20 protein-coding genes are annotated in these 21,764 nt (G+C 53.5%); 6 read left to right on the top strand and 14 right to left on the bottom strand.

Annotation, left to right across the window (positions count from 1 at the left end):
- Positions 1–99: 99 nt before the first annotated feature.
- The 3 genes from NST23_RS05875 to NST23_RS05865 all read right to left on the bottom strand — a co-directional run bounded on the left by NST23_RS05875 (position 100) and on the right by NST23_RS05865 (position 1,538).
- On the bottom strand, positions 100–273 hold the full coding sequence (locus NST23_RS05875; RefSeq protein WP_233454046.1) for a hypothetical protein: 174 nt from the start codon (positions 271–273) through the stop codon (positions 100–102).
- Between the two features lie 575 nt (positions 274–848).
- Entirely contained in the window at positions 849–1,076 is a 228-nt protein-coding gene (locus NST23_RS05870) for a hypothetical protein (RefSeq protein WP_173596021.1), read from the bottom strand.
- 279 nt (positions 1,077–1,355) lie between these two features.
- Entirely contained in the window at positions 1,356–1,538 is a 183-nt protein-coding gene (locus NST23_RS05865) for a hypothetical protein (RefSeq protein WP_122962756.1), read from the bottom strand.
- 201 nt (positions 1,539–1,739) lie between these two features.
- Between NST23_RS05865 and NST23_RS05860 the strand changes: the two genes are divergently transcribed.
- From NST23_RS05860 to helD, 3 genes are all read left to right on the top strand, one after another.
- Positions 1,740–2,114: a DUF423 domain-containing protein gene (locus NST23_RS05860; RefSeq protein WP_122962755.1), complete on the top strand. Its 375-nt coding sequence runs from the start codon at positions 1,740–1,742 to the stop codon at positions 2,112–2,114.
- A 145-nt stretch (positions 2,115–2,259) separates the two neighbouring features.
- The gene (locus tag NST23_RS05855) at positions 2,260–2,859 is read left to right on the top strand and encodes a DUF6143 family protein (protein ID WP_173600005.1); all 600 of its coding nucleotides are present in this window, start codon (positions 2,260–2,262) and stop codon (positions 2,857–2,859) included.
- A gap of 280 nt (positions 2,860–3,139) precedes the next feature.
- Positions 3,140–5,506: an RNA polymerase recycling motor HelD gene (gene helD / locus NST23_RS05850; RefSeq protein WP_340963328.1), complete on the top strand. Its 2,367-nt coding sequence runs from the start codon at positions 3,140–3,142 to the stop codon at positions 5,504–5,506.
- Positions 5,507–5,536: 30 nt separating this feature from the next.
- Here the strand turns inward: helD and NST23_RS05845 are convergent, their stop codons facing one another.
- The 7 genes from NST23_RS05845 to NST23_RS05815 all read right to left on the bottom strand — a co-directional run bounded on the left by NST23_RS05845 (position 5,537) and on the right by NST23_RS05815 (position 14,068).
- Positions 5,537–5,881, bottom strand: coding sequence for a DoxX family protein (locus tag NST23_RS05845; RefSeq protein ID WP_287102290.1), 345 nt, complete (start codon positions 5,879–5,881; stop codon positions 5,537–5,539).
- Between the two features lie 118 nt (positions 5,882–5,999).
- The gene (locus NST23_RS05840) at positions 6,000–7,187 is read right to left on the bottom strand and encodes a bis-aminopropyl spermidine synthase family protein (RefSeq protein ID WP_340965163.1); all 1,188 of its coding nucleotides are present in this window, start codon (positions 7,185–7,187) and stop codon (positions 6,000–6,002) included.
- Between the two features lie 454 nt (positions 7,188–7,641).
- Positions 7,642–8,883, bottom strand: a complete 1,242-nt coding sequence (locus NST23_RS05835; RefSeq protein ID WP_173596018.1) for an MDR family MFS transporter — start codon at positions 8,881–8,883, stop codon at positions 7,642–7,644.
- The gene (locus tag NST23_RS05830; protein WP_229049838.1) at positions 8,876–9,808 is read right to left on the bottom strand and encodes an ArsR/SmtB family transcription factor; all 933 of its coding nucleotides are present in this window, start codon (positions 9,806–9,808) and stop codon (positions 8,876–8,878) included. The genes NST23_RS05835 and NST23_RS05830 overlap by 8 nt, the downstream gene beginning before the upstream one ends.
- Before the next feature lie 213 nt (positions 9,809–10,021).
- Complete coding sequence (locus NST23_RS05825) at positions 10,022–10,984, bottom strand: metal-dependent hydrolase (protein WP_217021855.1); 963 nt, start codon at positions 10,982–10,984, stop codon at positions 10,022–10,024.
- A 221-nt stretch (positions 10,985–11,205) separates the two neighbouring features.
- Positions 11,206–12,987, bottom strand: coding sequence for a M3 family oligoendopeptidase (locus NST23_RS05820; RefSeq protein ID WP_122962748.1), 1,782 nt, complete (start codon positions 12,985–12,987; stop codon positions 11,206–11,208).
- Between the two features lie 139 nt (positions 12,988–13,126).
- Entirely contained in the window at positions 13,127–14,068 is a 942-nt protein-coding gene (locus NST23_RS05815; RefSeq protein ID WP_173596015.1) for an MBL fold metallo-hydrolase, read from the bottom strand.
- A 268-nt stretch (positions 14,069–14,336) separates the two neighbouring features.
- Between NST23_RS05815 and NST23_RS05810 the strand changes: the two genes are divergently transcribed.
- Positions 14,337–14,846, top strand: coding sequence for a Crp/Fnr family transcriptional regulator (locus NST23_RS05810; protein ID WP_122962746.1), 510 nt, complete (start codon positions 14,337–14,339; stop codon positions 14,844–14,846).
- A gap of 21 nt (positions 14,847–14,867) precedes the next feature.
- On the opposite strand, the gene hmpA is transcribed toward NST23_RS05810, so the two are convergent.
- Positions 14,868–16,085, bottom strand: coding sequence for an NO-inducible flavohemoprotein (gene hmpA, locus NST23_RS05805; protein ID WP_122962745.1), 1,218 nt, complete (start codon positions 16,083–16,085; stop codon positions 14,868–14,870).
- Between the two features lie 186 nt (positions 16,086–16,271).
- On the opposite strand from hmpA, the gene NST23_RS05800 reads away from it, so the two are divergent.
- A complete protein-coding gene (locus NST23_RS05800) occupies positions 16,272–16,931 on the top strand; it encodes a suppressor of fused domain protein (RefSeq protein ID WP_122962744.1) in 660 nt (219 codons plus the stop codon).
- A gap of 61 nt (positions 16,932–16,992) precedes the next feature.
- Entirely contained in the window at positions 16,993–17,535 is a 543-nt protein-coding gene (locus NST23_RS05795) for a histidine phosphatase family protein (RefSeq protein WP_122962743.1), read from the top strand.
- Between the two features lie 33 nt (positions 17,536–17,568).
- Here the strand turns inward: NST23_RS05795 and mobB are convergent, their stop codons facing one another.
- Genes mobB through NST23_RS05780 form a run of 3 tightly spaced genes read right to left on the bottom strand, consistent with a single transcriptional unit; the run spans position 17,569 to position 21,747 of the window.
- Positions 17,569–18,093: a molybdopterin-guanine dinucleotide biosynthesis protein B gene (gene mobB, locus NST23_RS05790; RefSeq protein WP_122962742.1), complete on the bottom strand. Its 525-nt coding sequence runs from the start codon at positions 18,091–18,093 to the stop codon at positions 17,569–17,571.
- A 2-nt stretch (positions 18,094–18,095) separates the two neighbouring features.
- Positions 18,096–19,355, bottom strand: a complete 1,260-nt coding sequence (locus NST23_RS05785) for a molybdopterin molybdotransferase MoeA (protein WP_340963326.1) — start codon at positions 19,353–19,355, stop codon at positions 18,096–18,098.
- Positions 19,356–19,398: 43 nt separating this feature from the next.
- On the bottom strand, positions 19,399–21,747 hold the full coding sequence (locus NST23_RS05780; RefSeq protein ID WP_122962740.1) for an FdhF/YdeP family oxidoreductase: 2,349 nt from the start codon (positions 21,745–21,747) through the stop codon (positions 19,399–19,401).
- Positions 21,748–21,764: the final 17 nt, after the last annotated feature.

Genomic DNA, 21,764 nt, shown 5'->3' with positions numbered 1-21,764 from the left:
TTGACAACAAAAAAGCGTCTCCTTTTGAGGAAACGCCTTCATCGAGTTTAGTCATTCTTTATTCTTGGGTACTTAAAAGCCCTCATATGTCATGCTATCTCACACTCTTTGTATTTTTGTGCTCATTAATTGTTCAAGTACGCTCTCAATCTTAGCCATCTCTTTTTCCTTTGAAATCCACCAATTTCGACTCCAAATGCGATGAATAACCCATCCCTTTTCTTCTAAAAATCTTTGTCTGTATATATCCCTTTCCCGCGCAACTAGCCACATTTAATCGATTTTCCCCGCCGTCACGTGACAATGGGCCGAATTGACTTACCATTTTTCCATCGATATCTTTGGCATACCCAACTGAAAAAAGGATAATATCTCGTTCATCCCCCTGAACATTTTCAATATTTTTCACAAAAAACCCGACATTCTCTTCACCATTTTTTCGATTTTTGGCTTCTTCGATAAGGAATTGGTACTGTTTCAACGATCTGCTCGGCTTCCAGTCTGTTTGATCGGTTCAACCAATGCCCATTAACAGGTATAAATTCGATAGGCTTCGATTTCTTGTCCGTTGATACTGTAGGTGCTATCTGAACTCGTTTGTCATAAAATGCGTAGTTTGAAAAATTGATTAGCTCTTCGTACTGCGAGCGATAATGCCAAGCCAACCATTTTTCTGGAAACTTAGGCTTTGCCCATTCCAATAAGCTCTTTGCTTGCTTCTCATCCCCAGCTACCACCTTTTTCCAGTGATACACGTGGATAAAAGCATAATTAAGGGCTGTCCCAAAAATCAGACATCTGACTTTCGGGACAACCCTATACACAATCGGTCTAAGATTTTAATGCCTTTAGCCGACGGAAATATCAATATTTTGAACAGTATTGTCGATTGAATCAACATCTAATTTTATAGTATGGACATTATCGTCTATGCTTTCTGTAATATTCTTAATCGACTCAACAGCAACTGTCATATCAATAAGATAGTCCTCGATCTTATCCACGCGCTCATTTAAAACCTTGATCTCACCTAGTATTTCCACCAAAACGCTTACTACATCTTCAAGAGTTGCCATTTTTTGCTCCTCCTAATTCGGTCAAATGAACATAATTCAGGCGATCCTCATTTCCAGAATATTTTAATTGAAAATTTCCAATATGTCTATTTCTTTAGCCCTATATCACAAATATGTAATGCACGCAGCGATGTTAGATAAGGCAATTAGCTTACTTGCTTTGCCACGCTTGAATCAATATGCTTCTAAATCGCCAGGCTGGCAAGAACTTGTTCCCCAAATAAAAAAGCGCCCCCATCCAGGAGACGCCTTCGCTTTGTTCACGCCTGCGTGTCGTCCTTATTTTTGGAACCAGTCACGCACGCCCGAATAAATAAGAGCACCGGAGAAGACGAGCATAGCGATCAGGCCAATGCCGTCCACCACTGGATTCAGCCCGTTCAAAAACGTGCCGTCCAACGGAGTGTTCAACAAAGCATAGCCGCCGAGCAGACCGCCAGCCAAGGAAAGCCATTTGTTCATGTCCACGTCACCTCCCTATGCAACAGCCTAAAAATGAAACCGCTGCAATACTTCACTCTATGTCAGAGGCTGACAAGCGGTCTGTACGTTCGTCCAACACACTGTTCATCAAATTGCAATTGGGCATAGCTCATCCTTGTGCGGTACAATAATAATGGATATTTGTGCCTGATTTCGATTATCTGAAGGAGTGAATGACGCATGAAGCTGTTTTTGCTGCTCGGCAGTGTCAGCGGTTTTCTTTCGGTTGCGCTTGGAGCATTCGGTGCCCACGCCCTGAAAGAAAAGCTGGATGAATATTCGCTTGGCATTTTTCATACGGGAGTGACGTACCAGACGACTCACGCTCTGGCACTCGTGCTCGTCGCTTTGCTGCTCAAATGGTACCCGGACTCTTCCGGGCTTGTCTGGGCGGGATGGTGCTTCGCAGCCGGAACCGTGATCTTTTCCGGCAGTCTCTACACATTGGCCATGACCGGGATCAAAGTGCTCGGGGCGATTACCCCGATCGGCGGCGTCCTGTTTCTCGCTGGCTGGGCACTGCTTGCCTTCCACGCCTGGAAAGCCGTATCGTAACCGCTCCATACCTCAGACGTCATCGTACGCCCAACGCTCGCTGTTTGGGCGTTTTTCTCTGTAAAAGAAGCAGCGCCGCACCCCGGATAGACGAATGCCATATGCTGTAGGGCTGGCACTACTGAATCGGTAAGGAGAAAAGAACATGACCAACTCCTCCTACTATTACGGCCTGCCTGATATTTACATGCAGATGGGCTACTTTCCCTTTCCCACACCTCCGCCCACTGCACCGCTGAACCGCAACATGCCCGTCCCATACACGATGCCAATCTCCGATCCATGCAAGCACTTCCTCGGGCAATCGGAAAAAATAGTCGCTCAAGACGGCGAGCACGGCTTCGCTTCTCTGGTCAATCCGCTTCGCTCTGGCGTGCTTTTATACGTAAACCAGTGGCTGATCACGAATCCGCAAGCATGCCCTCTCGAAGCGCACATCTGGTTTGGCAAAGCAGCTGGCATCGGCAAAGCCAAAGCATCGGCGCAAGTGACGTCCGGCTACATCCAGCTTGCTGCCTGTCCCGCGGCTCAAGGACAGATCATGTACGGATCAGACCATCCACCCGGCCATCCAGACGGAGTCTTCGCCTCGATCCGCATCGTCCCGCCCATGGCGACAGCGGGCGAGCAACCAAACGGCCAGTGGATCATCGGCCCGGGAATGGCCTTGACGATTCGCGTCCCGGATACAGGCGAGCAACCGGCTTTTTATGTTTACATGAACTGGTGGGAGCACCCGTTATAGGAGGGAAAAAGCCATTCGCTTTTTCCCCGCCCTCTTTTCCATAACCATAACTGCCCCTGAAAGCAAAAAAACGAAGACACAGGCATCGCCCCGTCTTCGTCGTATCGGCTACTATTTTTTTACATGTTGAAAACCTATAGACCCTCTGCTACAATGGGAATTGGTCTGTAGGTGACTTTTCGAAACAACTATCATTCTATCTCCAATTTAATCTTACCACATTGCAACATCCTTGTCAAACCTTCAGATCAAAAAAGGGGAACGAAAAAGGAGCGGTACCATGAGCGCTACTGATCAAGAAAGGCAAAACGAGCAGCAACGGGTTGAGACAGTCATCACTGAAATCAGCAACCGGATCACCGACCTCGAACAGCAAGTACAAGTCGTAAGTGAAGATATCGTCGGAATCCGCAAGCATTTTTGGGACGATGTGACCGTCAACTTCGAGGATGCCACCGAGGCGATCGAGACGTACGTCAGCATCAAGCAGCAAGCTGAAGTATTGTCGGAGCGGGAGCGCAGCCAGCGTCATGCCCAGAATCAGTTGCGTACCATGCAGCGATTGATGCACTCTCCCTATTTTGGCCGGATTGATTTTCACGAAGAAACCGAGCCTGGTTCAGAACGCATTTATCTCGGAATCGCCTCTTTGCTGGACAAAAACGACGAGCATTTTCTCATTTATGACTGGCGGGCACCGATCTCCAGCCTGTACTACGACTATTCCCCCGGCCCGGCTCACTATGACACGCCAAGCGGGGTCGTCTCAGGAAAGATTACGTGCAAGCGGCAATATATCATCCGCGATGGGCAACTGCTTCACATGTTCGATACAGGCGTGACCATCGGCGACGAGCTGCTTCAGGAAGTGTTGGGCAAGCAAGCCGATTCGCAAATGAAAAGCATCGTCGCCACGATCCAGCGTGACCAGAACCGGATTATTCGCAACGAAAAAAGCCGCTTGCTGATCGTCTCCGGGGCAGCCGGCAGCGGCAAGACTTCGGCCGCCCTGCAACGGGTCGCCTATTTGCTCTACCGCTATCGCAAGACATTGACCGCAGAGCAGATCGTCCTGTTTTCCCCCAACTCGCTGTTCAACAGCTACATCTCGACGGTTCTTCCCGAGCTGGGCGAGGAAAACATGCAGCAAACGACTTTTCAGGAGTACGCCCAGCATCGGCTTGGCGATTCCTTTTCCCTGGAAAATTCGCTGGAGCAAATGGAATACGTGCTTACCGCCCATGACGAGCCTGGCTACGAGGCAAGGCTTGCGGCGATTCGCTGCAAATCGTCCGCGCCTTTCCTGCGCGTGATGAATCAGTACGCGGATCGCCTCATGCGAGGAGGCATCGTGTTCCGTCCGATTTCGTTTCGCCAGGGCACGCTTATTTCCGCCGCGCACATACAGGAGCTGTTTTATTCCCATGACACCTCTCTGCCGATCCCGAACCGGATGGCTCTGGTGGCACGAGCTTTGCTCGCGGAAGTCAAACAGCTGGAACGGCGCGAGCGCAGTAAACCGTGGGTCGAGGACGAGGTGCAATTGCTCGATAAAGATGCTTATGTAGCCGCCTATCAGCAGCTTCGCCGCAAAAAGCAGTTTCGCGACGATTCTTTCGACGACTTCGACCGCGAGCAGGAGCTGCTGGCAAAGCGGGTGGTCAAACAGCATTTTCAGCCGGTTCGCGACTCGATTGCTTCGCTGCAATTTATTGATATACAGGCCACTTATCGCCAAATGTATGCCGATCAGGCGCTGCTCGACCAGTTGCTGTCAGCTGAGCCGTCCCTGAGTTCAGCTGCATGGCCCGCGATCTGTTCGCTGACCCTGGAGTGCTTGGATCAAGGCAAGCTGACACAGGAAGACATTCCGCCTTATTTGTACTTGCAGGAGCGCCTGGAAGGCAAGCAGACGAACAATCTCGTCCGCCATGTATTTCTCGACGAAGCCCAGGATTACTCGGCGTTTCAGTTTGCGCTGATCAAAAACTTGTTTCCGCGCGCCAAAATGACCGTGCTCGGCGACTGGAATCAGGCGATTTACGCGCATGCTGCGCACGACGAAAGCTTCGGCACAGTCTCCTCGCTCTTTGAACCAGAAGAGACAGAAACATTCGTGCTGACGAAAAGCTACCGCTCTACCTTGCCGATTGTCCGGTTCACGAAGCAGCTGGTCGCAGGCGGCGAGCAGATCGAGCCTTTCAACCGGGATGGCCGGATGCCGACCGTGACGAAGGTACACAGCGACGCCGAGCTTACACAGCAGATTGTCGAGCGGGTGAAAAAGCTGTCGGCAAACGGCCACAAGACGATTGCCGTCATTACGAAAACAGCTGCGGAAGCCGAGAAAGCGCATCAGAGTCTCGCTGCGCTTTTGCCGATTCGTCTGATTACCACCTCTACCTTGTCCTACGATACAGGCAATCTCGTCATCCCGTCGTACTTGGCAAAAGGGGTCGAGTTCGATGCCGTCATCCTATACGACGCTTCTGCCAAGAGCTACAGCCGGGAAAGCGAACGCAAGCTGTTTTATACCGCTTGCACACGCGCCATGCACGAGCTGCATCTTTACTACCGCGATGCAAAAACGTTCTTGCTCGACCACGTATCCGCGAGCAGCTACGAGCATCTGGAAACGGACAACTGATCACAAAAGACCCGGCTGCGCCACTCTGGCTTAACCGGGTCTTGCTTTTGTCGGTTTAAGGCCGACATAGATTGCGACCAAAAGCAAAATCAAATCCAGTTCATACCCGCCGATAAACCCTTTCTCCCACTTCACCGTCACAATCGCTCCTGCCAGTCCCCACGCCGCATAGCTCGCTCCGATCCCCAGCAAAAAGGCCAGTCCGCCAATCAGCTCGATGGCAAGCACCAGAAAAGCAAGCCACCCCGGCAAGCCGAGATCGCCAAACATTTCGCTGACCGCCCCCATCCCCCGCTGCAGCTTCGCCAGACCATGGAGCAAAAACAGCACGCCAGTCGCCATCCGCAAAACAACGAACGCTCTCTCGTAAGCCATAGCTCGCCCCTCCTCACCACTACCATATGCCAGTCGCGGGACAATCAGTCGTGCTCGGCATGACGTTCGGTCAGCGCACCTATGGGCAGCTCTGCGATCGAACCGAGCCACAGGGCAATCAATCATGATCAGCATGACGATCGACGCTACAGCGAGAGATCAGTTCAAACCTCGTCTGTCGGCAGCGCGGGCAGCCTTTGCTTTTCAGAGCTTCAATCGTCTTCACCCGCTCGTTGGCCCCAACCTTGGCCACCTGAGCGCAGCGCTTGCAGCGATACAGCCGCTGCGAACGCACTTCTTCTCCGGTGTACAGCGGCTTTCTGTACGCTTCCTTCACGATTGGAGCCGTCTGCTCGGTAGTGACGAGCACGATCATCTGGCCTTTTCCGCCCAGCAGTTGTGCCCCCTCGTACTCGTTAAAATGACTGAGAACTTCCCGGACGCTCAATCCCGCCTGCACGAACTGCTGCTGCATCTGCAACGTAAAATCGGGCGACTTGTGCGCAAAAGACAAGAAAACAGGCAGTCCTTTGCGCGGCTGCAAACCGCTGATTCCCCGTGACAAAAACAGGGACATCCCTTGCAGCGTATACGGCGGATCGGTAAAAAAGCAATCGAACTGACGATGCAACCGCGCAGGCAGCGGCTCGCGCAAATCGGCGTGATGGCATTGGATCGCCAAGTTCCGCTGCTGCGCTACATCCCTGATATATTGCAAAAAGCGTTCATCAATATCGACAACCTCAATCTTGCCTGCGCCCCCCGCTTTTCCTGGAAACAACCGTTTCAGCAAAAGGGCGAGCGACACGCTGACCAAGTCGTCGTCGCCCACGCACAATACTTTCTTGCCGACAAGCGCATGGTTCCGCAGACAAAGCAGCGCCCGGCGCAAACTCGTCTCTGCCGTGCATTTTGCCTGATCGAGCTGCACATTCACTTGCGGCCGCTCGGACAAGATGCTCTCCAACTCGTTGTACACGTCCGCCAGCTCGTTTTTCCAGGCCGACTCGTCTTGCATCAGCTTATTGTACAAAGTCCGGTCCAGCCCGCCGAACCCAAGTCCATTTTCCACGTAGGCCAAGCCGTCTTCCGTGCAAGCCAAGCCGTTTCTCGCTTGCAACGCCCCGGCCTTGATCAGTTCTTTTTTGATTGCAGTCGCCACCGGAACAGGCAGCATGACTTTTCGCGCCAACTCTTTGCCAGGCAAGCCCGGCTGAAAATAACAATGCAGCAGGAACTGCTCAATCACTTGCGGCCCTTCCTGCAATTGAACTTGACGATACGTTTCTTCTATATAGTTGCGCATGTGTACGCCTCTTTTCATTAGGGATATGCCTCCCTCTCCCTGCGCCGAAGCGGTCATAGTGCTTCCCCTTTATCTGAGGAGCAAAGTGATGACCGCAAGCGGACACACCCACTTGCATGAAAAAAAGGCAGCGAAGAACACATGGTTCCCCTCTGCCTTGGGTGCGCAGAAAAAATCGTAGCCGCTGATACAAAAAAACCGTGCAAAAAGAGCACGGTTCCGGCGACTGATCGGATTGGGCAGGTCGATGACCGTTGTTCTTAACCAATGAAGCTCTCCCTGTTCCCATCACAAACAAACCACTTGCTAGATGGCTTTTTGCGAAAAAATGGGAGAACTTTATCCAATTGGATTAGTTAAGCACAAACGCCGACATCAACATTTCCCCTAGTGAAAAGATTTGAGTTCCAGTATATAGCTTTTTACAAATACAGGCAATACTCTTTTTGTTTGACTAGCTGACAGTTTTCACTTGTACACTCTCTTGCATGCTTCGCTGCTCATGAAGGCGGCGGCCTAACCAGTAAAAGACCAAGCTGACCATGGCAATCGCGCCCATCATGACAAACATCGTCGGCCCGCCGTATGCGTGCAGCACGATTCCGCCCGCCCACGGCCCGAGAAAGCTGCCGAGCATGCTGACGCTCTGCGCTCCGTAATAGGTGCCGCGCATATTCGCCGGGCTGATTTGGTCGATCTGCGCGTACTCGGCTGGCACGATCAAAATTTCTCCCAACGTAAAGACGATCATCGCAGCTACGAACCAGCTCCACGTAGCCGAAAAGGCGAAGCCCAGCTCTCCGACCGCCATTAGCGCCGCTCCCGCTGCAATCCGCGAAAACAAGGAATAACGCTCAACCAGTCGCGTCAGAGGCACTTGCAACAGCAGCACGGTAAAGCCGTTGGCACTCATCAACACGCCAAACAAGGCGACGCCTTCCGTTATGTTTTCACGCAAATACTGGGACAACGTAACAGACATCTGCCCATGAACCGTCACCAGCAAAATTCCGCCCACGACAAAAGACAGCAGAGCCACGTCTTTTTTCAAGATGCTCCAGATTTGCTGCAAGCTCGCTTTCTCTGTTGTCGCCTGCCCGCCAGCAGCGCCATCTGAGACGCGATACTTTTGGCACACGATCCAAAGCACAGCCGCAAAACAAAGCGTGGAGAACGCCGTAAGCATAAAAGCAATCCCGCTGCCCGCAATGCCTAAAAACGCTCCCAGCATCGGCCCGATAGCCACTCCGAGGTTTATCGCCAAATAGCGGTTGGAAAACACCCGAAACCGTTTCCCTTCCTCCGTCAAATCGCCCATCATCGCTTTCGACACCGTTCCGTAAAAAGACGCCGACAAACCCATCAACAAACTGATCAGCAAAAGCACCAGCGGATTGCCGAAAAAGACGAAACCGACGAAAGCTGCTGCCATCAATACCATGGAAAAAATCATCAGCTTTTGCCTGCCGAACAAGTCCGACAAAATCCCGCCGAGGAAGCCGCCAACTGTGCCCGCCAAAGGCCCCGCGCCGATAATCAACCCGATGTAGGCAGGCGTCAGCGTCGTCGTCTCGCTCAAGTAAATCGCCAGAAACGGCATGCTCATCGATTGCGTCAGGCTGACGAACACCGTGCCCGCCATCAGCAGATGCACAATCGGGTGATACGCCTCCCAAACTTTTTTCCACTTATTCATCGGTCATTCTCCTTGCTTCCTCCCTGTGCAAAAAGGAACGCAACAGCACAGGCAGACGATCGACGAATGACTCGCGCAAGCTGTAGGCTGCAATCGTTGTGCTGCCGTTATAGTGCGCGCGAATCAGTCCAGCCCGGCGAAGCGCTGTCACGTGGTGGTGGACCGTGCTTTTGGCGAGCGACACCTGCTCTTGCAGCTCTCCCAGCGTACTCTTTTTTTCAGCGAGGCACCGCAAAATGTGCAGCCTTTTTTCATCCGCCAGACACTGGGCAAGCGGCAGAAGCTCAAGCAATGGCTGCGGCTCGGTTTGTCCGGCATCTCTGACCGGATACAAGCACGTGGCAAGTCCGCGGTAAAAATCGAGAACGGACGTAGGCGCACAGTGATATTGCGGGATGAGCACGACCTCTTGCAAATCGGGCATAGGCTCGATCCAGATGCCGTTGGACGCATGGTCGATCAGCTCGATCGCGGTCATTTTTCCCGCCAACTCCGTCATTTCCGCCGCGCTTCGCTCCAGACTCGTGACAATGGCTGGCGAGATCCGGGAAAAATAATGCTCATTCCATCGCGCCAAAAGCGACACGCTATGATCGCGGATTTCACCGAGATTGAGCGGGATCGTCTCCACCCATGGAGCGAGCAGCTCGTAAATTTCTCCAGGAGGCAGCTTTTCCAGCCAGCCGAGAAAGTCCGCCACCGACTTTTTCTCCAGGGCTTGCGCGACCAATAGCACCAGTCTGTGCAGCACCTCCCAGCGCTCATCCTCCAGCTCTTGGGCGAACGCTGTGGGAAGCTGTTGCTTCGTTTCTTCCTTCCAGGAGACGCCAAGCTGCAAATGCTTCCGTTCCTTTTCGTAAATGTACGCATACAAGCTGATGATGCATTCATAGGCAGCAGACCATTCGATTCTAATAGAATACATGTTATTCATTCGATCACCATCGAACATCAGATTTTTTATTAGTGTAGCATCTCCGCTCGTTTTTGAAAAGGCCCGTCTCCCGCGAGCTTTTTCCGAAATACAGATTAAACCTGACACCCGCTATTTTCCCCAACAAAAAACCCCGCCAGAATCTCCGGCGGAGTAGATGACAAACCTGACTTTAGCCTGGTTACGTTAAACAAGTTAGACGGCTTAGACAAACGGCGGGTCCCACGCTTTTTTGCGCCAGCCCAGGCGATGATCGACCACATTCAGCTCGCGATCCAGCACGACATCTACTCCAAACGGCAGTTTCCGGTTGTACCAGAAGCGGACGTCGCTCCAGGTGACTTCATATCCGTCCTGCGATTCTTTCCAGGTGACGTGGATGCGCTGGGCAAATCCGAGAAAAGCGCGCACGCCGTCCACACCGACCGTAGCCTGAATGATCTCGTCGCGGCACTGCTTGGAGTATACGTCTTCGAGCAGCACATGGTCATACTCGATTCTCCCCGTATAAAACCGCTGCTCGGCTTCGATGACAAACCGCCAGTGAAACGGATGCAGACTCGGCAATACGTGGCATACGCCCGCTGTATTCAAGGCGCTTTTCACACGCTTGACTTGCCGCTGATGCTGCCAGCACCGCAAAGCAATGTAAGCAAAAGTCAAGCCGTACGCAACCGGGAACAACACCGTCGCGTCTCCCTGGAAGCCGAGCCACCAGATGGCAGCCGCCAAATGAATGGCGAACAGAAACGGTTCAAAAATCGCCAGCACATCCAGGTGAACCCATTTGCGGCTGAACGGTCGGACACACTGCACACCGTACGCGTTCAGCATATCCAAAAAGACGTGCAGCACGACAGCCGCAAGCGTGCAGCCGTACAATATTCCGACGTGCTGCATTTGCCCAAAGCCCCAGGCCACAGGGAGCGAAATGAGCAGCGGCCAGATGAACAGGGCGGGGATGGAATGAGTGATCCCCCGATGAAAACGGATGTAAAAAGAGATCCCGCGAAGCCTGGCCACTGTGTCAAAATCGGGCGCGTGTGACCCGACTACCGTCGCGACCATCACCGCTTGCGCCAATCCAGGATCGTGCGCAACGGCAGGAGTGAGCTGGGCGAGGCCCGCAAGCGTGACCCCAAGCAAAAGATGACTGGCAGTGTCCATGATGATACCTCCCTTTGCATGGCTATCCCTTCCCTCTCACTGTACAAAATGAACGCGACGATTCCATAAATCCCAGGTAAAAGTTATCCGAAGTTTTGCCGGCGCATCTTTACAAGATCTCTACGAATCGGCGGCAGGCATAAAAAAACAGCACCGCGATTGTCGTGTACATCCAACAATCGCGGTGCTGTTCATAATCGGACAGGCAGCTTGCCCGCTGTTTAGGTCAGGCGCAGAAATTCGTCGATATCGGCTACAGCCAGATCGACCGCTTTTTGCCAAAACTCGACGGTCGTCATGTCTTCGCCCAGATGCTTTTTCGCCAAATCTTCGACCATCAGACGGCCCGTATCCTGGAGAAGCGCATCGTACTTCGCCGCGAAGCTTTCGCCTTCCTCCAGAGCACGCGCATACACGCTCAGGCTGAACAAATAGCCGAAGGTGTACGGGAAGTTGTAAAACGGGTACGAAGTGATGTAAAAGTGCAGCTTGGAAGCCCAGAAGTGCGGCTCGTATTCCGCCAGTGCGCCTTTGAACGCCTGCTTTTGCGCTTCTTCCATGATCCGATCCAGCTCGGCTGCGCTGACCAGACCTTTTTTGCGCTGCTCGTAGAAGTTTTTCTCGAACAGGAAGCGGGCGTGGATGTTCATGAAGAACGCGACGACTGATTGCAGCTTGTCTTCGAGCAGGACGAGACGCTCTTCGTCGTTCGCAGCATTTTTCACGGCAGCGTCAGCCAAAATCATTTCCGCAAACGTCGAAGCTGTCTCGGCTACGTTCATCGCGTAGTTTTGCGCGAGCGCTGGCAAATCCCACATCACTTGCTGATGATACGCATGCCCCAGCTCGTGGGCCAGCGTAGACACGTTGCTTGCGCTTCCGGCATACGTCATGAACACGCGGGACTGCTTGCTCACAGGGAAGCTGGTGCAAAATCCGCCCGGACGTTTTCCAGGGCGATCTTCCGCCTCGATCCAGCCTTCTTTGAAAGCTTTCTCGGCGAATTGCGCCATGCTCGGATTAAAGCGGTTGAAGTGCTCGACGATCAAGGCTGCTGCCTCGTCATAGGACACTTTTTTGTGCACGTTGCCAACTGGCGCGGAGACGTCGGACCAGCTCAGCTTTTCAACGCCAAGCAGCTTGGCTTTGCGCTCCAGATAGGCCACCAGACGGTCTTTGCGATTGTCGATCGCTTGCCACATCGCATCGAGCGTCTTTTCCTGCATGCGCCCGATATCGAGCGGCTCGCGCAGTACGGACTCCCAGCCACGGTGACGGTACAGAGCCAGGCGGAAGCCGCCGAGATGGTTGAGGGCTTGTGCGCACAGCTCCGTTTCCTTGCCCCACGCTTCTTTCCATTTGGCAAACACTTGGTCGCGCACAGCGCGGTCCGGATGGCTCATCAGGTTGGAGGCTTGGCCTACGGAAAGCTGCTTCGTCTCCCCGTCCAGCTCCACTTCAATCGTCATGCGCCCTACTACCGCGTTGTACAAATCTTGCCAAGCGTGATAGCCGTCTACAGCCAGATCGCTCGCCAGCACTTCCTGTTCAGGAGTGAGCTTTTCCTGGGCGCGGCGGCGGCGTTCGTTCAGCACAAAAGCAAGCGGTTGCAATTCTTCGTCTGCAAGCAGCGCGTTCCATGCCGCTTCGTCAATGCGCAGCAATTGCTCATCCCAGCGCGTCAAAACAGCGCCGAATGCCGCAGAGATCGTTTTCACGCGTCCGCCGAGCAGCTTGGCGCCCTCGTCCTTCACGTTTTGCGCTGTCAGGCAAGAAATGAAAGCGCCTGCTTGTCTCACCCGCACGGCAATGCTTTGCACTTCGGCAACGACATCGACAAACGCAGCTTTTTCCTGCAAGTTCAGGGCCGCATCCTCAACCCGGCCTTTCAAAGTTGCGATATCTTTTTCCAGTTGCTCCAAAAATGCATGGAACGAAGCGGACTCACTTCCACCGGAAAACAACACATCCAAATCCCAACGTTGTGGCAATGCTTGTGACATATGTATCCCTCCTCAAAAACTCTTGATAAAATAATTTCTATAACAACGGGATGATTCCTTCTATTTTATGCAGTTCGCCCGTATATCTATGAATTTAGCGGAAAGAGCGACTGCCGTAAAAAGCAGTCGCTCCGCTTGATCACACAGGCAAGGTAAACGTCTCCCCTTGCTTTTCTACAACAATTCGCTGTTTTTCCTCGCCTGCTGCCGCAAGCAAGCGCTGCATTGGCTCTTCCACAGGCTCGCGCGAGAGTACGAATGTATTCCAGTGGATAGGCACCAGCCATTTGCCGCGACTCTCCTGAAACATTTGCCACGCCTGTTCCGGTGTGCAGTGTGCGGCCTGGTAGGAATCCGGCTTGTAGGCTCCAATCGGCATAAACACGATGTCAATTGGTCCAAACTTTTCAGGCAAATCCTCCATCGACATGTACGCCGTGTCGCCCGGGTACAAAATGCGCACGCCGTTTTTCTCGATGATGTAGCCGTTGTAGCCGTAGTCGTGGTTCCACGGGAAACGGTTTCCCCAATGTCTGACGGGAATCGCCGTGATAGTCACGCCGTCTTTGGTCGTCGCTTTTTGCTGCGCGGAAAGCTCCTTGCAGGAAGCGAACGGCATGCCGCTGAGCAGTTTGCCCGTGTTCGCCGCAGTAATGACGTGCGTAGCAGGATGCGCCAATCGTCGCAGTGTTGGCAGGTCGACATGGTCCATATGCGCATGAGACAATAAAATCAAATCGACGGTGCCAATCTCGTCGAAGTCAAGAGCAGGCGGAGTGAAGCGTTTCGGGCCAAAATGAAGCAGCCCTGCGACGCGAAGTCCCAATTTTTCGCCTAATACCGGGTCAGTCAAGATTTTGGTTCCGTACACATTCAGCAGGATCGTCGAATGGCCTACCCATGTAATCGTCACCTCATCTTCTGACCAGTTCGCAGGCTCAGGCTTTGCGTCAAGCTCCTGAAACGCTGGCTTGGGAAGCTGCCCCATGTGATACCAGTAGCGGTACGCCATATAGCCAATCAAGCCTAAAACGAGCACTCCCAAAAAGGAGCCGAACCAGATGAGGATCGTCATATGCATCAAAGAACCCCTTTGTCATAACGTGATTGTGGTCTCATTATAGCAAAGGGGTCCGTCAGGGACGCAAGGGTAAAACGTGCCGGAAACTGCCGGTTTTGCAAAAAGCCGCGCATGTCCATTCCGCTTGCTTTTGCCCCAGATCAGAAAGAAACACGCCGCGACATACCAAAAAGCACCTGCCGTCCAGTCGAGGAAAGCAGGTGCCTGCGGGGCTGATTGTGGTATACTGCTACTGCCTTATTGATCGTTTCCGAAGGAGGAAAAGCCCATGATTTTACATAAAGGCGAGACGCTGTTCCGCCAGGGAGAAACTGGACCGCTCTTCCATCTGAAAAGCGGGTTGCTCAAAATCAACCGGGTGCACGCAGACGGGACGCTCACTCTGGTAAACATCATTGTTCCAGGCGAGACAATCCCGCATCATTCGCTGCTTAGCCCGAACCCTTACTACGGAACAGCCGTCGCGCTTGTCTCCTGTGAGGTCGAGGTGCTGTCCGCAACAGACTGGTACCGGGAGCTGGAGGCGGATCACCAGAAATGCAGGGAGATCGCTTTGCAACTCCAGGGCAAGCTGCGCATGATGCAGCAGCGCATCGACCAGTTGTCGGAAGTCTCCCCGGCAGAAAGACTGCGCAAGCTCCAGCTGTGGTTCCAGTCGTTTGTTCCCGTCGCTTCGTTGTCTGAAGTCTTGACCCAGGACGAGATCGGCCAGTTCATCGGATTGCGCCGGGAGACAGTCAATCGTTTATTGCGTGCCCAATCAGGTCATAAGAAGTAAAACCGCGCCAGCGCCTCTGCTTTAGTCCAGTGTACCGGCAGGGCCGAAAAATTCGAAATGGATGTCTGCCGCGTCCACGCCCCACTCCTTCAAAGCGCGGTTGATTGCTGTCATGAAAGGAACGGGACCACAGAAATAAAAGTTGGCGTTTTTGTCAGCTACGATGCTTTGCAGCCATGGCAAGTCGATGTAGCCTTCTTTATGGAAAGCGTGTGCAGCGCGATCCTGTTCTGTCGGCTTTTCATAGCACCAGAACGCTTTTACTTGCGAATGCTCGGCAGCCAGCTCCTCCACGGCCTTTCGCATCGCGTGTACGTTGCCGTTTTGCGCTGCGTGAATAAAAGTAACCGGACGAGTCGGGGACGTTTTCACCAGCGTTTTCAGCATGCTCATCATCGGAGTCAAGCCCACGCCGCCGCTGATCAGTACAACAGGTCTGTCGTCTTGCTGATCCAGCGTAAAATCGCCAGCCGGAGCGGATATACGAAGCGTATCGCCTTCTTTGATATCCTCCGACAAATAGACGGATACTTTTCCGGCAGGTTTATCGCCAATCGCGTCCTCGCGTTTCACCGAGATGCGGTAATACGGATTGCCCGGCGCATCGGAGAGACTGTATTGGCGAATGTGGGTATTTTCTTCTCCGGGTATATCCAGCTTGACGCTGATGTACTGGCCAGGCTCGTAGCTTGCGATCGCTTTTCCATCCGCTGGCACCAGGTAAAAGGATGTGATGACGTCGCTTTCTTTTACTTTGCGCTGGACGATGAACTCCCGGAAGTCTGCCCAACCGCCAGTCTGCCCTTCTGCCTGGTCATACATTTCCGCTTCCACGCTGATGAACACATCCGCGATGACCCCGTACGCTTCTGCCCATGCCTGGATGATCTCATCCGTGGCGGCATCCCCCAACACTTCTTTGATTGCCGCAAGCAAGTTTTCCCCGACAATCGGATAATGCTCAGGCTTGATTCCCAGACTGCGGTGTTTGTGTGCGATTTGTTTCACTACCGGCAAAATCGTTTCCAGTTTGTCGATGTACAAAGCAGCCGCGTACACCGCATTTGCCAGTGCCGTTTGCTGTCTGCCCTGTTTTTGGTTGGCGTGATTGAAAATGTTCAACAGCTCTGGATGGCTGGCAAACATCCGTTTGTAAAAATGTTTGGTTATCGTAGTGCCGTGCACTTCCAGTACAGGCACGGTCGATTTGATAATGTCGATGGTTTTTTGGTTCAACATACAAAACCCTCCTTGAAGTTCAACGTCTTGCTTATGTATGTAGTGTAACGGAGCAGCTGTTTTCGCTCGTGTGATTATAATCACAGGAAAAAGCAACGATTTGTGACAAGGAATTTGGGAAAAGGGTACCTCTCGCGCAACTCCTGCGATATAGTAAATCTAGGAAAATTAAGGGAGTGGACCGATATGACGCTGGAAGAATATCAAAAACGCGCCTCGGAGCAAGATGACTGGGCACCAGGCTGGGATGCCCTTGATGAGGCTTTTCAGAAGCTGTACCCTGGTCAGGAGCCTGCCCATTACGGCACAAATATGGTGAGCCGCGCCATGTTTGGCGGTGACGAGTACCTGGATGGCTACAGCATTTATGAATCGTCGCACGGCTTCAAGCATTTGCTGACCTACGGCATGACGGAGCTGTACACAAACGAACAGGCGTATGGAAGCGAGTGGAGCCAGTGGGGCTACGAAATGACGATCAAGCTCAAAGCAGAATCCAATGAAGAATGCATGTGGGCGATTGACATGCTGTCCAATCTGGCCCGCTATACATATACCCAGAAGCGCTATTTCGAACCCGGCCAATACATCGCCGGAAACGGACAATCTTTGCGGATCGGCACAGACTCTGCCATCACCGCCCTTCTGATTGCCGCCGATACAGAAGTAGATGGAATCGACACTGTGCACGGTCGGGTGGATTTTGTCCAGCTTGTCGGCATCACGCAAAGAGAGCTGGAAGTGTTGAAGGAAGACCCTTCCCAAGCTGAGGTTTTGATCGAGCGGATGAAGGACGACAATCCGTATTTGGTGACGGATATGGCGCGGAGCAAGTCCTACTTGTAATTCATGACCGTTCTGTTTCCTCTAGCCTGCTGGTTGATAGAAAGAAAGGAAGTCGGCACACGTGAAAGTCGGTTTAGTGAGACACTTCAAAGTCAAACAAGCTTACCCAAAAGGGGCATTCATTCCCGGCCGCGTAGTGAATGAGTGGTTCCGAACGTACGATCAGGCAGACATTGAATCTGGCAGCACCGACCTTAGCGGAATCGAATGGAACAAGTGCTATGTCAGTACGCTCCCGAGAGCAGTCAAAACGGCGGAAACGATTTTTCCCGGGCCGATTACGCCAATGGTCGAGCTAATCGAAATTCCCCCGCCAGCCTTTTCCGAGCGTCTGCGGCTTCCTGTTCTCATGTGGGCGGTATGGATCAGGCTGTCGATGTACTTCGACCGCAAGACGCGCGAGGAAATCAAGCGTGCTCGCTTCCGGATCAGCGAAGTATTTGATCACGCCTTTGGAAACCACACGGAAAACGTCCTCATCGTCAGCCACGCTGCCCTCATGGTGTTCATGCGAGAAGAACTGATTCGCCGCGGCTTTGCAGGGCCGAAATTCAAGATTGCCAAAAACGGGGAGCTGTACGTTTTTGAAAAGCCTCCTTGTTGACAAACGAATTGCCCATCTGCCCATGAAAAAAGATCATCCCTTATATTCGTCGGGATGATCTTTTTGTATTCGCTCTCTCACAAACTTGGCGATGCTCTCTACGTCATCGACGTGAAAACACGGTACATTTTCCTTGCGATCGGCTGACCAGCTCACGACCCCAACCAGGTGGGAGACGGACTGGAGCAACTCTTCGTCTTCTGGCCGCCGCAGCAGCACCAGCTTGGGAAAGTGCTCGCGCTTGAAGCCCTCGATCAAAACGAGATCAGCTCCCGCCTCTGTCAGTCGCTGGACGAGCACAGGCAGCTCCAAGGGGCGCTGCTCGATCATCGCCGTCTTTGTTTTCGAGGTAATCGCGACGAGCGAAGCTCCGGCCTCGCGGTAGCGCCATGTGTCTTTTCCCGGCTGATCCCACTCGAAATCGTGTCCGCCATCGTGCTTGACCACCCCGACCCGCAAGCCTGTACCCTCCAAAAGTGGAATCAGTCTCGTTAACAACGTCGTCTTGCCGCTGTTGGAATAGCCGACAATTTGCAATACCCGTCTCCGCTCGTCCATTCCTATCCGTCCTTTCTCCACGCAGGGGCGGCATGGGCCAGCACATCTACCAGCTCTCCCGCCGCTTTGCCACTGCCGCCTGCCGGAATGACAATGAAGCATTCACTGTCTTTCAGCGTCCCCAGGTTGCCTGCCTTGTCGTTGAAATCGGGCACGGCCAGCAACACGCTGTCCTGTTCCATTAATTTCCCCCGCAAATAGCGCGGGTATGGGCAAGGCTTTTCGTACGGAACGGCGAGCCTTGCCTGGATTATCGGCGGCTTTACCCCTTTTTCCCCGGCAAGCTGACGGATCGCCGTCCGCCCGAACAGCTCGAAGCCAAGAAAGCAGGCGCCCGGGTTCCCCGACAGCGCCAGAAGCGGCTTGCCTGCCACGAGCATGCTGGTCGTAGGGCTTGCCGGACGCATCGCTACCCGGTTGAACAACAGCTCTACATCAGGGTCATCAGCCAGATGTGCAATCACGTCGTAATCGCCGACCGACACGCCTCCGCTGGAGATGAGCACATCTACTTGCTGCATGTACTCGCTAATCTTGTTCTTTGCTGGCGCAAGTTCGTCCTTCATGCCGGAAAAGCAGACAGGGACGCCTCCTGCCTCCGCTACCAAAGCAGACAGCATCGCCATGTTGCTGTTGCGGATTTTGCCTGGAACAAGCGGCTCGTCAACGCCCAAAAGCTCGCTGCCCGTGGACAAAAGGCCCACTCGCGGCCTGCGAAAAACGTCTACCCGGGAAAACCCGAACGTAGCCAAAATCGCGATCGTGCCAGCATTGATCCGTTCACCTGCCTGCGCGATTACCGTTCCCTTCGCCATTTCCTCGCCGCGGCGGGAAACGTTATCTCCTGGCTGAAGCGCTCGCTTGATCCAGACCTGCTCAGACTGTTCCCCCGGATTTTGCGTCTGCTCAAACATGATCACAGCATCGGCACCTTCCGGCATCATCGCTCCGGTCATAATCCGCGTGGCACAGCCTGCCATCACTTCCCGGGCAGGCACCTGGCCTGCGGCTACCGTCTCGATCACGCGCAAAGCCACCGGACTTCCCACGGAAGCAGTCACCGTATCCGCTGCCTTGACTGCATAGCCGTCGAGCGGCGAGCGATCAAAGTGCGGCAGGTCGTGCGTCGCGTGCAGATCGCAAGCCAATATCCGCCCGTACGCTTCTCCGATGTTCACCTGCTCTGTCGCCAGCGTCGGCAACACCGCCAGCCATTTGTCGACCGCTTCCTGTACCGAAATGGTTTGTCGCGCAAAACGCATCGTCCGTCCTCCTAGTCATGACCGCCCAGCACGCGGCTTATAATCAGCCGACGTTTACATCCAAATCCTCTACTGGTCTTTCCTTGTATTTTAAATCTTTGTTTGCGGTAAAAGTATCCGCTTTTTCGATCTTGACCGCTGTATTGTATTCCGGGATGCCCGCATAGGCTTCGTATACCCCTTTTGGAATCAGCACGTTTCCTTCCGGCCAGTACACCTGAATATTTCCTCTTTTCGTCTCTTCAAACTTGGCACGTCCCTGGAAGGTTCCATAACTATTATACACAACAATGCTCTCGCCTTCCGCAATGCGCAGCTCCCGAGCGTCTTGCGGATTGATCAAAATATCGTAGCGGTCCGCGTTGTTGAACGGGTCCTTGTTGCTGTAAATCATCGAGTTGAACTGTTTGCCCCGGCGAGTCGTCACGTAGAAGTGCCCGTCCGGCTTGTGCAGTTCAGGAATGTCGATCGGCAGCAGATTCGCTTTGCCATCCGGTGTCGGACACACACCGTCCTCACACAGCCAGGCTCCCCCCCACTGAAACACATCCCCGCGGTTTTTCAAGTGCTGGATGCCTTCGTAGTTCGGATTCGCCTTGGCGATCTCCGCGCGAATTTCCGCGGCGCTCGCGAAGTGCATGAGGTGCTTTTTGTTCGGATGGACGCGGGCTGCCAAATCCACGTAAATCTCCCACTCGGGCCGGGCTTCCTCGATTCGCGGCCCTTCGATCTCCGCGCTGAAGTACACCATCCGCTCCGTGCTGGTCGAGGTGCCGCCGCCCGGCTGCTCATAACGCGTCATCGCCGGAAGCACAATGACCTCTTCCTTGGCATCCACAAGCGTAGACGTGTTGAAAATAATGTCCTGATGGACGCGCAGCTCCACACTTTCCAGACACGTCCGCATGAAATCAGGGTCGGGCATCGTCTCCAGAAAATTGCCCCCGCTCGTGTAAAACAGTCTGGTCTTGCGCTCGTGTCCATCCGGCAGCAAGGCGTTTTCCAGCGAGACGCCGACGATATCGCCTTGCCATTTCGGAATCGGAAAATTCCACAGCTTCTCGATTCGCGTCCAGCTTTTTTCATCGAAATCTCCGCCCGGCAAGCTGAACGGGTCCGCTCCCATCTCCCCGGAGCCTTGCACGCCAGAGTGACCGCGAATCGGCATGACGCCGCAATGCTTGCGTCCGAAAAAGCCGCGCAAGATCGCCAGATTGGCTACGGAAGAAATATTGTCCGTCCCGAAGCGATGCTGTGTCAATCCCATGCTCCACACAAACACGCCGGATTTGGAGTTGGCGAGCAACAGCGCAAATTCTTTCAAGCGCTCCTTGCTGACACCCGATGATTTCTCCAATGCTTCCCACGATTGATTTTGCAGATGCGCGCGCAGCTCCTCGATGCCGTTCGCATGCTCGCGGACAAACTCGTGATTGATAGCCGATCCTGGATTGGCTTGCTCCATCTCAAACCAGTGCTTCATGACGCCATTCATGAAGGCGATATCGCCGCCGATGTTGACCTGATAAAAGTCGTCCGCGAGCTTCGTGCCAAACACGGCGCTCTCCGGCACGGAAGGAATCCAGTATTGTTCCATGGCCGGTTCCTTGTACGGGTTGATCAGGATGATTTTCGTTCCCGCCTTTTTCGCTGCGTACATGTACTTGGTCGAAACAGGCTGGTTGTTGGCCGGGACTGAACCGAAAAAGACGAGCACATCCGTGCCGATCCAATCCTGATAGTTGCAGCTGGACGCCCCGATCCCCATAGAGCGCTTCAATGCTGTCTTGCTCGGCGAATGGCAAATCCGCGAGGCGTTGTCGATGTTGTTCGTTCCGAGAAAACGGGCCATTTTCGCCGCTGTGTAGTACACCTCGTTCGTAATTCCGCGTGCGGTCAGGAAAAAGGCCAGCTGCTTCGGGCTGATTCCTTTGATCTTTTTGGCGATTCTGTCCAGGGCATCGTTCCAGCTGATTCGCGTGAACTTGTTCTCCCCCGGCTTGCGCGACAGCGGATACGGGATTCTGCCCAGCTTGCGCAGCTCGACGCTGGACAGCTCTCTTAGAGCGCTTACATTTTCCAGCCACTTTGGCTCCATCGCAGGCATTGTATTAAGCCGCAGAACGTTCAGGCGAGTCGTGCACAAATGCGGGCCTGTCAATGTCTGATCGTACAAGCCAGATACGCCGAGCGCGCAGCCGTCACACACGCCCTGGGTCAAAATCCGGTACGCGTAGCCGAGATTGTCCCGGTTGTCGTACACGACCTTCATCGTGTCGAGAATGTGATGCGGCTTGATTTTGCCAAGGCCCATAGGCATCATGGAAGCCCACAGGGAAGGCTTCAAAGAAGTATCCAATTTGACCGGTCCATTATGCTTCGTCTTGCCCATAGCTTTTCCGCTCCCCT

It is taken from the genome of Brevibacillus sp. FSL K6-0770, assembly GCF_038000275.1.
GTDB classification, from domain to species: domain Bacteria; phylum Bacillota; class Bacilli; order Brevibacillales; family Brevibacillaceae; genus Brevibacillus; species Brevibacillus parabrevis.
The sequence above is the reverse complement of the archived record's forward strand: the minus strand, read 5'-3'. Positions and strand labels throughout refer to the sequence as shown.